Here is an 11,982-nt window from a genome sequence, read left to right on the forward strand (position 1 = left end):
AAAGATTTCTCTCCTACCGGTGTAGGGGAGGTGAGCAATACGTTGCTGCCAGCACAGTGTCCAGCTCGCATCCTGACCACAGGAAGGCAATCATGTCCCATCCCGCTACGGCTCCGGTGGACCCGCACGTGTTCCGAGAAGTGATGGGACACTACCCGACCGGCGTCGTGGTGGTGACCGGCCGCGACAGTGAAGGCGACATCCTCGCCATGGTCGTCGGCACGTTCAACTCGGTGTCTCTTGATCCGCCTCTGGTGTCGTTCATGCCGATGATGACCTCGCGCACTTTTGCGAAGATGCGTGAGTGCTCGTCGCTGTGCATCAACATCCTGGGAGGGGAACAGGAAGACATCGTGCTGACCATCGCGCAGCGTTGGGAGAACAAGCTCGATGGCATCGATTGGTTCCCCTCGCCGTCGGGCGACCCCGTGCTGTCGGAATCGATCGCATGGATCGACACGACCATCTGGAACACCGTTGAGGCAGGCGATCATTGGATCGTCCTGTGTCGGGTCAACGACATGGCGGTGGCGAATCCGGTGTCCCCCCTGATCTTCTTCCAGGGCGGCTACGGCAGTTTCGTATCCACGTCGTTGATGGCACGCATGGATCACGAGATCCTGCCTGCCATCCACGCCGCTCACGGTGCTCGTGCCGAGGTCGAGGCGCTGGCCAACTCGATCGGATGCGAGGTGTCGGTGTTCACCGCGGTCAGCTGCGACGAGATGGCCACCGTGCTGTCTGCCACCGGGGTAGGAGTCGACCGAGAAGAAGGGCTTGCCCACCGGGTGCCGATGGTCCCGCCGATCGGGGACAGCTACGTCTTCTCCCGGCCCATCGAGGAGCAGGAGCGCTGGGTCGACAAACTGCGCGAGGCAAGTGCAGAGATCAAGGACATGCATCGGATGCGGCTCGAGTTCGTGCGTGAGCATGGCTACCTGCTGTCGTTCCTGCCCGTGGAGGGGAGCGCGGCGTACGACGAGATGCGGGACGCGACAAAACGTTACGAGAAGGGCCGGTTGACCCCATCGCAGGAGCGCAACATACGCGAATCGATCGGCCGGGCATCGGTCGACTATCGGGTCCGCGAGGTCGACGAGCAGCAGGTCTACGACGTCGGCTCGATCGTGTTGCCGGTGCGAGACCCTGCGGGTGAGTACTCATTGACGCTGCGCCTGGGCCAGCTGCCGCCCCAGAGCGCGGGGTCCACGATCAACACCTGGCTGGACGAGGCGCGGGCAGTCGTCCGCGTGCTGGAAGCCGGATGAGGAGGAACTGACGATGACGATGAACACGACCGACGCCGGTGGAGACGAAGCGTTGGCGGCCCTCGCCGCACGCGTCGAGGTACTCGAAGCAGAGGCCGAGATACGAAGACTGCAGGCACGTTACATGCTCTTGTGCGACACGCCCTGCCCTGACCCCGGCATAGTCGATGACGCCCAGCGCATCGAGGCGATCGTCGATCTCTACACCGCCGACGCCGTGTGGGAAGGCGTTGGCGAGTACTACAACGGTCAGTTCGGTCGCGCGGTGGGCCGCGATGCAATACGGGCCCACTTCCAGAACTTCTGGGGTGAGAAGCAAGATCCCGCCCTGCTGTTGAACGCGCACTACCTCACCTCGGAACAAGTCCACGTCGACGGTGACACGGCAGAGGGTCACTGGATTCACATGCAGCCGTGGTTGTTCTCCGACGGCAGGAGTCTGCTGCGGTCGAGTCGGTTGAACAACGCGTTCCGGAAAGAGTCCGGGACCTGGAAGATATCAAGGACCCGCACCGAGAACGTTTTCATCGCGCCGCTGCCCGAGGAGTTCGCCGAGAGCTACCCATCCACCTCCGTGGTCATGAAGCCCTGAGTCGTTCTCACGCAGGGCTTTCTGCCCGAAGAAACAAACGTTCCCGAAGAAACAAACGCCCCCGAGTCTCGACCGGATCCGGGGGCGTTGTTCGTGCGGGAGCGCCTATACGTCGTCGTCCGCCCAGACTGCATCGGCTTCCCAGTAGTCCATTCCGCCGGCGCTGACCTTGTGGCGCCAGTCAGACGTGCGCCGAAGGGTCGGCTCGACACGGGCGGTCACCGCGTCGGCGGCGTCGGGCCCGTCGGCCGGCACCGTCCAGTGGACCCAGTTCAGCTCCCGACCGGAAGCATCACGGGTGAAGAGATCGACGTGCCGCCATCCGTACCCAAAGGTGTCGTTGTAACAGGTGAGGGTCATCCGGTGCTCGCCGGCGACGGCAGTGCGGGCTGTTGAGGTCATTTCGATTCCGTGGATCTTTCCTCGCATGGGTTGTGGCATCTACGAGTTCGGCTCTGTCGCTGCCTGAGCGTGCGGCCGGCCACTGCCCGAGTCTACGGCGGAAGAGGCTCGTCCGGGCCCACTGCGGGGGTAAGGAAATCACCTACCCGCGGTTGTGTCTTTTCTGATTTCGCACCCGGCCGCGCCCCCGTACCGTGGGCGGGGAAGGTGCGAGAAGTCGCAAGATCGCGGTAGGTGTGCGCATCCGGTAACGCAGTGCCACAACCCGTTTCGTCTTGCGACGCACATAGTCTATCCACTGGAGCGATCACCGATGACCATCGACTTCTCCGCGGAGAAGGTCTTTGACCTCCCTCCCGCCGACCTGGTGCGCGAAGATCGCGTAGCGGGCCGTATGTACACCGACCCCGAGATCTTCGAGCTCGAGATGACAAAGATCTTCGAGAAGACATGGGTGTGGGTTGCACACGAGAGTGAGCTCCCCAAGGCCGGCAGCTTCAAGTCGACGCACGTCGGACGCCAGCCCGTCATCGTCAGCTGTGACCGCAAGGGCAACATCCACACGCTGCTCAACAGGTGCCGCCACCGCGGGGCCAGCGTGTGCGAGAAGCGTTCGGGCACCACCAATGGCTTCACCTGTCCCTACCACGCGTGGTCGTACGGACTGGACGGAACGCTACGCGGCATTCCTTACCCCGACGGTTACGAAGACGTCATGGGCAAGGAAGGCATGGGCCTGAAGAAGCTGCGGACCGAGTCGTACGCGGGCATGGTGTTCGCCACGCTCGACCACGATGCTGCGCCTCTCGAGGATTTCCTGGGCGATGCCAAACTCTGGATGGACAGATTCTTCAAGCAGGGTGGCGGTTACCCCGTCAAGGTCCTCGGCACACACCGGTTCAAGTTCCGGGGCAACTGGAAGATCCAGCTCGAGAACACCACCGACGGTTATCATTTCCCGATCGTCCACCGTTCGTGGATGGCCTCGGTCGACTCCGAGACCTCGGACATGATGAGCTTCATGACCGACCCGGCGGCCATCACCCACGACCTCGGCAACGGTCACTCGGTCATGCAGATGGTGCCCGAGCACTCCGATCTCGACATCGACGACGGCAGCGAGCCCCTGCAGGCGCGTTTCGACGGCCTGGTCTCCGAACTGAAGTCGGCCGGTCTCGACGACTCCGCGGTTCGAAAGCTGGTGCGGGCCATGCACGGAACAGGGTTCAACCTCAACCTGTTCCCGAATGTGTCGATGTCGATCTCGTTCTTCCGGGTCATCCGGCCGATCTCGGTGGACGAGACATGGATCGAACACGTCGCGCTCGGATCGGACGGCCCGGCCGACATCGTCGGCCCGGTCAACCGTGAGCGGCTCAGGGTGCACGAGCACTTCCAGGGCCCCTTCGGTTTCGGAACCCCTGACGATGCGGAGGGCTGGGACCGTGTGCAGCGGGGCGCGATCGGCGGACCCGAACTGCCGATCATGGTCAATCGTGGTCTCGGCCGGGAACAACTCTCACCCGAGGGCTGGCCCACCTCACACGTCACAGACGAAACCGGTATGCGCGCTGCATACGGCAAATGGAAGGAGATGATGAGCGATGACTGACACGGTCACCACCTCGAAGCCCAAGGCGAAACCCAGCCGGGGGCGTGGGCAGCCGCCACCGAGGGCCGCGATCTTCCTGTCTCCTTCGTGCCGACAACGGATCCCCGCATCGTGCGGGCCACCGACCTCATCGCGCGCGAGGCCGAACTACTGGACCAGAAATCGTACGAGCCCTGGCAGCAGCTCTACTCCGATGATGCCCTCTACGTCATCCCGATCGACCCGGACGAAGAAGACTTCGCCAACAGCCTGAACATGGTCTACGACGACGCCCGAATGCGTCAGTTGCGCGTGACGCGGATGACCGAGGGTTACGCGATCGCGGCGGTCGACTCGGCGACGACAGCGCGCACCGTCTCGCGCTTCGTCCCGGCCGGCGTTGTCGACACCGAGGACGGCTCCACCGTCGAGGTTCGCGCCGCGCAGGTCCTGATCGCGTACAAGCGTGGCAGGCATGACATCTGGGCAGCCAACGTCGACTACACGATTCGGGTGGCGGCGACTGCGCAGGAGGACAAGATCGTCCGTAAGGTGATTCGCCTCATCGACGGCAGGGACGAGGTCCCGGCGGCCGGATTCCTGCTATGAGCGTGCTCGTACGGGTGGCGGAGGTCGTCGAGGAGACGCCGGACATCCGCACTCTCCGGTTGACTCGCGAGGACGGCACCCCGTTCGTCCGGTATGAGGCGGGCGCCCACATCGACGTGGTCGGCCCCACCGGTGTGCTGCGGCAGTACTCGCTGTGCAGCCCGCCGAGCGACCCGTCGTCGTTGCTGATCGCCGTGAAGCGGGAAGCGAAGTCCCGTGGTGGATCGGTGGCGTTGCACGAGGTGAGCACCGGCGACCACATCAAGATCAGCGAGCCGCGAAATCTGCTCACGATCGCGAAGGGCGCCGACCGGCACATCTTGATTGCCGGAGGCATCGGTGTGACGCCGTTGCTTAGTATGGCCTACGAGATCTATTCGTGGGGAGAGGAATTCGAGCTTCACTACTTCGCCCGATCGCGTGATCAGGCGGCATTCGTGGACCTGCTGGAGAACCGGGTCGACTTCTCCGAGCGCGTGCACCTGCATTTCGGGACACCGCGGTCGGAGCAGCCCGGTGTGCTCGCCGACGTGGCGTCAACCGTGACAAGCGCGACCCACGTCTACACCTGTGGTCCGGACGGATTCATGGAGCAGGTCGCAGCCGTGTTTGCACCGGTGGTCGGAGAGGATCACGTTCACACCGAGCACTTCGTCGCGACGGTGATCGACTCGAGTGACGACAAAGCCTTTGCTGTGGAGCTGGACACCGGTGAAGAGTTCGAGATCCCGGCCGACCGGTCCATCCTCGAAGTCCTCGAGGACAACGGCATCGAGGTGTTCAAGTCCTGTGAGGAAGGCATCTGCGGTTCGTGTGTATCCGGTGTGCTCGAAGGGACGCCGGACCACCGCGACAACTGCCTGTCTGCGGCAGACAAGGCCGCGGGGAATCAGATGGCGCTCTGCGTGTCACGAGCGTTGTCGGAGAAACTGGTGATCGAGCTCTACTGAGCGAACAGGCACCCGATACGGGCACCACATCGTAGTGACGATGTGGTGCCCGTTCTTGTTGCGGGACTGAGTGCGGTGGCCATTCCCTCCGACTCCGGCGACTTCCTCCGGTTGCAACGGGAGGGTCTGCATGGAGTCGGAGGACCTGTGCCCGCCGGCCAAACCCTCCGACTGTGGCCATTTCCTCCGGTTGCAACCGGAGGATCTGCTTGAAGTCGGAGGGACTGCATGGGGTCGGAGGACCTGTGCCCGCCGGCCAAACCCTCCGACTGTGGCCATTTCCTCCGGTTGCAACCGGAGGATCTGCTTGAAGTCGGAGGGTTTGGGCTGGGCACAACACAAGACACCTCCCGCGGGCTGGGTGCCCGGCCGGGAGGTGCCTGGTGTCGAAAGGTCGGCGGCTGCCGCCCGGATCAGCTGACCTGGGCCGAATCCGGTGTCCGCACCACGGGCGGTTTGCCGGTGAGCGCGGTGATCCGCATGTCGTCGAACGTCTCGGTGGCGTCTTTCGCACGGTCTCCGCGCGGTGCCGTCATCAACGCGACCACGATGGAGACGATGAGCGCGATCGGCGCGACAACAAGAGCCGGGTTGGAGAAGCCGAGAGGCGCATCGGGGCCGTGGATGGCCGGGCTCGCGAGGATGATCGCGATCGACAACGTCAGTCCCACAACGATTCCGCTGATCACCGCAGATGCCGTCATCCGGCGCCAGTACATCGTCAACAACAATGCCGGCAGGTTGGCGCATGCCGCGATCGACATTCCGAGGGAGGCCAGGAACGCCACGTTCTGCTTCTCCGCCGCGAGTGCGATGAGGACGCCGATGGCGCATGTGGCCACAGTGGCGATGCGGGCGGCGCGATGCTGACCCACCTCGGACACCTTGCCGCGCCGGAACACCTGCGCATAGAGATCGTGGGCGATCGCGCCCGACGTGGCGATGACCAGACCGGAGAGTGCGGCGAGGATGGTGACGAAGGCGACTGCGGCCACGAAGGCGAGAAGCAGTGAGCCACCCAGTGATTCGGCCAGCTGAGCCACGGCCAGGTTTCCGCCCTTGTTCTCCTTGGCGATGTCCTCACGTCCGACGATGTTGGCGGCTCCGTAACCCAGGATCGGAATCATGAGATAGAACGCGAAGAACACCCAGATCGCCGTGTAGGCAGATGATCTGGCCTGCTTCGAATCCGGGACGGTGAGGAAGCGGATCATCACGTGCGGCAGACCGAGAACACCCAAAACCAGTCCGACGATCTGCGACAGCTGATCGAACGAGGCCATGTCCGACGACCGGGCCGGGCCGACAAACGACTTGCCGAACTCGCTGAGCGCCGACGAGAACGGGCCCAGGGGGTTGAAGTCGAACCGAAAGAGCACCAGCAGGAACATCGCGACCGCGCAGCAGATCAGAAGTCCCGTCTTGATGATCTGGATCCAGCTGGTCGCCAGCATGCCACCGATCATGGTGTACGCCGTGGTCAGCACGCCGATGATGAGTACGGCCACGTAGTACTTGATGTCGAACAGCAGCGACACGATGAGCGCGGCTCCGACGAGTTGCGCAACCAGGTAGACCACGCTGATCACAACGGTGCTGGTGGCCATGGCGGAGCGCACGGCCGACCCCTGAAAGCGCGTCGCGAGAACGTCGGCGAGGGTGAAGCGCCCGAGGTTGCGCAAGGGTTCGGCGACGATCAACATCGCGAGCAGGAAAGCGATCGGGACGAAGACAGCCAGATAGAACCCGTTGAATCCGGTGAGCGCGATGGCTCCGGTCACACCGAGAAATGATGCGGCCGAGATGAAGTCACCAGCGATCGCGACGCCGTTCTGTCTGCCGGAGAGTCGACCGCCGGCGACATAGTGGTCGGCGGCTGTCTTGTTCCGCTTGGACGCCCACCACGTGATGATCAGGGTGACCACCACAAGGGCGCCGAAGAGCAGTGCTGAGGAAAGTGTCATGAGCTGGTCTCTCCGGTGGTCAGGGCCGCGAGTCGCTGGTCGAACCGAGCCGACCAATGCGAATACCAGCGGGCGACGACGATTGCGACGACGAACTGGGCAAACGCATAGACCCAGGCGACGGTGAGTCCCTGGAAGAGCACCCCGTCGAGTACAGAGGTGAATCCACCGAGGATGGGCAGCGGCAGGAAGAAAGCCAACACTGCTGCGCTCAGGGTGAGTGTGAGTCGAGTGCGCTCTTTGCTCAACGCGTAGTAGTCCGCGCGATCGGCGCGGGGGTGTTCATGCACGGTCATGGGGTACCTCTGCCGTCGGCCGCGGACAGGCCGCGACTCCGGTGATCCAGGGGCTGGCATGCCCTTTGAGATAGTTCATCGAAACTCCAAGGTGGGGTACGCGATGCGTACATGGCTGACCTTCTGCGTACGTGATCGTGACTGCTGTCACAGATGCGAGGCAATTGGGAATTCCCTTAGCGAGACGCAGGGAGTATCGGGTCTGCCAATGGCCATGAGGGCAGGGCGATGCCGATCAAGGTCGAATACCATTGTGTTGCAGCACCACTCATCAACGGCTTAATAGGCGAACGATGTCCCCGTTCGTTGACTCCACCGTGATGGGCGAGCGCGCGGGTGCTTGACATCACGTGTGACTGGACGCACAGTGTACGTACGCACTGCGGCAGTCCTGTACGCATAGCGGTCACACCTCTTAACTATCTGCTGAGCAGGAGACACGACATGACGACCACCGAACACGAGAGCCCCACCGCGGTGGGATCTGGCACCGCCGCCACCGACAAGTTCAAGAACGAGCGGGTCAGTGCCGACACCTCCCCGGAACGAGTTGCTGCCATCGCGAGAGACGCGTTGAGCGCGCTGCACAAGGTGATCCTCGATCACAACGTCACGTATCCGGAATATCGTGTGCTCAAGCAGTGGCTCATCGATGTGGGCGAGGGCGGCGAGTGGCCGCTGTTCCTCGACGTGTTCATCGAGCACGCTGTGGAAGAAGTCCTTGCGCGCAGCCGCAAAGGCACCAAGGGCAGCATCGAGGGGCCGTACTACGTGGCCGACGCTCCCGAGTTGCCGTCGGTGTGCACGCTGCCGATGCGTGAGGTCGACACGAAGGAGACCCCTCTCGTCTTCTCCGGTCAGGTCACCGATCTGGACGGCAAAGGTATCGGCGGGGCGATCGTCGAGTTGTGGCACGCCGATGCCGATGGCTACTACTCGCAGTTCGCCGATCATCTGCCGGAGTGGAACCTGCGCGGAAAGATCATCACCGACGGTGAAGGCCGTTACCAGGTGACGACCATTCAGCCTGCGCCGTACCAGATCCCGACCGACGGCCCGACCGGTGCGTTCATCGCGGCCCAGAATGGTCATCCCTGGCGGCCGGCGCATCTGCACCTGATCGTGTCGGCACCGAAGCACGAATCGGTGACCACGCAGCTGTACTTCGACGGTGGGGAGTGGCTCGACAGCGATGTCGCCTCTGCCACCAAGCCCGAACTCGTCTTGCGACCGACCTCGGGTGACGACGGGGTCAACCGGGTGACCTACGACTTCGTACTCGACCCGGCAGCCGGGTAAGCGGGCTGTGCCGGATCTGAAGATCGTCGGCGTCGACACCCGCATCATCGACGTCCCGCTTGTTCGCCCGCACAAGTTCGCCACCACATCGATGGACGCCCAGCCGATCCTGCTGGTGTCGGTTCGTGTCGACGGTGGGGTCACCGGCGTGGGCGAGGGTGTTGTCCCCGGTGGGCCGTGGTGGGGCGGTGAGTCGGTCGAGACGATGAAAGTCCTCGTCGACCGCTACATCGCCCCGGTGCTGGTGGGCCGCACCGTAGACGACATCACCGGGATCATGCTCGACATCGAGCGAGTGGTCGCAGGTGCTCGCTTCGCGAAGGCCGCTGTCGAGATAGCGCTGCACGATGCGTGGGCGCGGTGTCTGGATGTGCCGGTACACACGTTGCTCGGTGGTGCATTTCGAAGCAGCATCGATGTCACGTGGGCGCTGGGGGCCGCGCCGGTCGAGGAGATCCTCGCCGAGGCTGCCGAGAAGCTCGACCGCAGAGAGCACTTCAGCTTCAAACTGAAGATGGGCGCCATCGAGCCGGCCGACGACACGGCGCGAGTCCTTGCCATCGCAGAAGGCCTCAAAGGCAGGGCCGGGGTACGGGTGGACATCAATGCCCGGTGGGATCGGTTCACCGCGCTGCGGTATCTACCGGCTCTGGCTGATGGTGGCGTCGAGTTGATCGAACAACCCACGCCCGGCGAGCAGATCGAGGTGCTGGCCGAGTTGAATCACCTGCTGCCGATCCCGGTGATGGCCGACGAGAGTGTGCAGACCCCACACGATGCACTCGATGTGGTGCGCCAAAGCGCGGCCGACGTAATCGCTGTCAAGACCACCAAATGTGGTGGTCTGCAACGCAGCAAGGAGATCGCCGCGATCGCCAAGGCGGCCGGTGTTGCGTGTCATGGTGCCACGTCCATCGAAGGCCCGATCGGGACCGCCGCGTCGATCCATTTCGCGTGTTCGGAGCCCGCGATCAACTATGGAAGCGAACTGTTCGGTCCGCTACTGTTCTCGGTCGAGTTGCTACAAGAGCCACTTCGGTATTCGAACGGTGCGGTCGCGCTCCCCGAAGGTCCCGGGCTGGGCATCGAGCTCGACATGGACGTCGTCAACTCGCTGACCCGCGAGTGACAACACTCGAACCGAAAGGACAAACCGTTGGCACTCTTCCATGTTAGTATGGATGTGAACATCCCGCGTGACCTCGACCCCGACCAGCGGGGCGAGACCATCGCGCGAGAAAAGGCCTACTCGCAGGACCTGCAGCGGCAGGGCAAGTGGGTTCACCTGTGGCGCATCGCGGGTCAGTACAGCAACATCAGCATCTTCGATGTCGCCGATCCCGACGAGCTCAACGACCTGCTCTGGGGATTGCCCTTGTTCCCGTACATGGACATCGTGGTCACCCCGTTGGCCAAGCACGGATCTTCGATCAAGTAGACAGCCCAAAGACATCCAGCCACATCGGCCGGTTCAACGCCGGCTGATGTGGCTGGAATGCGTTGTGCGAGGTGCTGGCCGCGGGACCACACCCTTACGCACTTCTCACACAACGCTGTCGACGAGGATCGTTGCCCCGGTCTTGCCGTGGACTTCGTCGATACCCACTCCGGGTGCCAGTTGCACCAAACGCAGTCCCTTGCCGGTGATGTCGAGGACGGCGAGGTCGGTGATGATGCGCTGAACACACGCCTTGCCCGTGAGGGGCAACGTGCAGTGCTCGAGGATCTTGGGGGCGCCTTTGCGGGTGACGTGCTCCATCATGACGATGACCTTGCGGGCACCGTGGACCAGGTCCATGGCGCCTCCCATCCCCTTGACCATCTGGCCCGGGACCATCCAGTTGGCGAGATCGCCGGTGGCGCTGACCTGCATTGCGCCGAGTACCGCGACATCGACGTGGCCTCCGCGGATCATGCCGAACGAGGCGGCGGAGTCGAAGTACGAGGCGCCGGGGTTGACGGTGATGGTCTCTTTGCCGGCGTTGATGAGTTCGGGGTCGAGTTCGTGCTCGGTGGGATAGGGGCCGACTCCGAGAACTCCGTTCTCCGAGTGCAATTCGACCGAGATGCCGGGTGAGATGTAGTTGGGGACCAACGTGGGCATGCCGATGCCGAGGTTGACGTATTGCCCGTTCTCGAGTTCGTCGGCGACGCGTGCAGCCATCTCTTCGCGTGTCCAGCTCATGGGCGTACCGTCCTTTTCTCGATGCCTACCTCGACCTTGCCGACGTGCACAACGCGTTGCACGTGGATGCCGGGGGTGTGTACCGCGTCGGGGTCGATCTCGCCGGGTTCGACGAGTTCTTCGACCTGGGCGATGGTGATCCGTCCTGCGGTCGCGGCGGGGGGATTGAAGTTGCGGGCGCTGCGGCGGTAGACCAGGTTGCCGTGGCGGTCGCCCTTCCATGCGTGCACCAGGGCGAAGTCGGTGACGATGCCGTGTTCGAGAACGTATGTGGTGCCGTCGAACTCGCGGGTTTCTTTCGGCGGGCTGGCTGTGAGGACGCCGCCGGTTCCGTCGTATCGCAGGGGAAGACCACCCTCGGCGACGGGCGTTCCGACTCCCGCGGGGGTGAAGAATGCGGGTATTCCTGCGCCGCCGGCGCGCATCCGCTCGGCCAGTGTGCCCTGTGGGGTCAATTCGACCTCCAGTTCACCGGACAGATACTGCCGGGCGAATTCCTCGTTCGACCCGACGTAGGAGGAGATGGTCCTGCGGATCCGGTGTTCGGCGAGCAGCATTCCCAAGCCGAATCCGTTTGTGCCGCAATTGTTGCTGACCGTTTCCAGGTTGGTCGCACCTTGATCGAGGACGGCGCGGATGAGTACCTCGGGTACGCCGACCAGGCCGAATCCACCGACGGCGATGGATGCGCCGTCGGGTATGTCGGCGACTGCGGCCGCTGCTGTGCTGATCACTTTGTCGAGCATGGCGCAAGAATAGCGTGGTGTACGCTACAAGTACAGTCGTACGCAGTACGTACAGACAAACGAACACTTCAACGAGGAGG

General features: G+C 63.3%; 13 protein-coding genes. 8 read left to right on the forward strand and 5 right to left on the reverse strand.

What is annotated here, in order from left to right; genetic code table 11:
* The first annotated feature begins 92 nt into the window (after positions 1–92).
* Complete coding sequence (locus MVA47_RS09910) at positions 93–1,268, forward strand: flavin reductase family protein (protein ID WP_247207700.1); 1,176 nt, start codon at positions 93–95, stop codon at positions 1,266–1,268.
* A 13-nt stretch (positions 1,269–1,281) separates the two neighbouring features.
* On the forward strand, positions 1,282–1,860 hold the full coding sequence (locus tag MVA47_RS09915) for a nuclear transport factor 2 family protein (protein WP_247207701.1): 579 nt from the start codon (positions 1,282–1,284) through the stop codon (positions 1,858–1,860).
* A gap of 105 nt (positions 1,861–1,965) precedes the next feature.
* On the opposite strand, the gene MVA47_RS09920 is transcribed toward MVA47_RS09915, so the two are convergent.
* Positions 1,966–2,262, reverse strand: coding sequence for a hypothetical protein (locus MVA47_RS09920; protein ID WP_247207703.1), 297 nt, complete (start codon positions 2,260–2,262; stop codon positions 1,966–1,968).
* Positions 2,263–2,575: 313 nt separating this feature from the next.
* On the opposite strand from MVA47_RS09920, the gene MVA47_RS09925 reads away from it, so the two are divergent.
* The 3 genes from MVA47_RS09925 (at position 2,576) to MVA47_RS09935 (ending at position 5,412) form a co-directional block, all read left to right on the forward strand.
* Positions 2,576–3,874, forward strand: coding sequence for a Rieske 2Fe-2S domain-containing protein (locus MVA47_RS09925; protein WP_247207704.1), 1,299 nt, complete (start codon positions 2,576–2,578; stop codon positions 3,872–3,874).
* Between the two features lie 87 nt (positions 3,875–3,961).
* The gene (locus MVA47_RS09930; RefSeq protein WP_062795901.1) at positions 3,962–4,462 is read left to right on the forward strand and encodes an aromatic-ring-hydroxylating dioxygenase subunit beta; all 501 of its coding nucleotides are present in this window, start codon (positions 3,962–3,964) and stop codon (positions 4,460–4,462) included.
* Positions 4,459–5,412, forward strand: a complete 954-nt coding sequence (locus MVA47_RS09935) for a PDR/VanB family oxidoreductase (protein ID WP_247207705.1) — start codon at positions 4,459–4,461, stop codon at positions 5,410–5,412. Before MVA47_RS09930 ends, MVA47_RS09935 begins: the two co-directional genes overlap by 4 nt.
* A gap of 413 nt (positions 5,413–5,825) precedes the next feature.
* On the opposite strand, the gene MVA47_RS09940 is transcribed toward MVA47_RS09935, so the two are convergent.
* Positions 5,826–7,376, reverse strand: coding sequence for a cation acetate symporter (locus MVA47_RS09940; protein ID WP_247207706.1), 1,551 nt, complete (start codon positions 7,374–7,376; stop codon positions 5,826–5,828).
* Positions 7,373–7,672 (reverse strand): DUF485 domain-containing protein, encoded by a 300-nt coding sequence (locus MVA47_RS09945; protein ID WP_116917330.1) that lies wholly within the window; start codon positions 7,670–7,672, stop codon positions 7,373–7,375. The genes MVA47_RS09940 and MVA47_RS09945 overlap by 4 nt, the downstream gene beginning before the upstream one ends.
* A gap of 444 nt (positions 7,673–8,116) precedes the next feature.
* Between MVA47_RS09945 and catA the strand changes: the two genes are divergently transcribed.
* The 3 genes from catA to catC are packed head-to-tail and all read left to right on the forward strand — an operon-like array spanning position 8,117 to position 10,409.
* A complete protein-coding gene (catA, locus tag MVA47_RS09950; protein WP_247207707.1) occupies positions 8,117–8,971 on the forward strand; it encodes a catechol 1,2-dioxygenase in 855 nt (284 codons plus the stop codon).
* Between the two features lie 7 nt (positions 8,972–8,978).
* Entirely contained in the window at positions 8,979–10,100 is a 1,122-nt protein-coding gene (locus tag MVA47_RS09955) for a muconate/chloromuconate family cycloisomerase (protein ID WP_247207708.1), read from the forward strand.
* 27 nt (positions 10,101–10,127) lie between these two features.
* Complete coding sequence (gene catC, locus MVA47_RS09960) at positions 10,128–10,409, forward strand: muconolactone Delta-isomerase (RefSeq protein WP_247207709.1); 282 nt, start codon at positions 10,128–10,130, stop codon at positions 10,407–10,409.
* Positions 10,410–10,514: 105 nt separating this feature from the next.
* Here the strand turns inward: catC and MVA47_RS09965 are convergent, their stop codons facing one another.
* Together MVA47_RS09965 and MVA47_RS09970 are read right to left on the reverse strand one after the other, a co-directional pair.
* The gene (locus MVA47_RS09965; RefSeq protein ID WP_247207710.1) at positions 10,515–11,156 is read right to left on the reverse strand and encodes a CoA transferase subunit B; all 642 of its coding nucleotides are present in this window, start codon (positions 11,154–11,156) and stop codon (positions 10,515–10,517) included.
* Positions 11,153–11,902: a CoA transferase subunit A gene (locus MVA47_RS09970; protein ID WP_247207711.1), complete on the reverse strand. Its 750-nt coding sequence runs from the start codon at positions 11,900–11,902 to the stop codon at positions 11,153–11,155. Before MVA47_RS09970 ends, MVA47_RS09965 begins: the two co-directional genes overlap by 4 nt.
* Between the last annotated feature and the right edge of the window lie 80 nt (positions 11,903–11,982).

It is taken from the genome of Williamsia sp. DF01-3 (assembly GCF_023051145.1).
Classification (GTDB): Bacteria; Actinomycetota; Actinomycetes; order Mycobacteriales; family Mycobacteriaceae; genus Williamsia.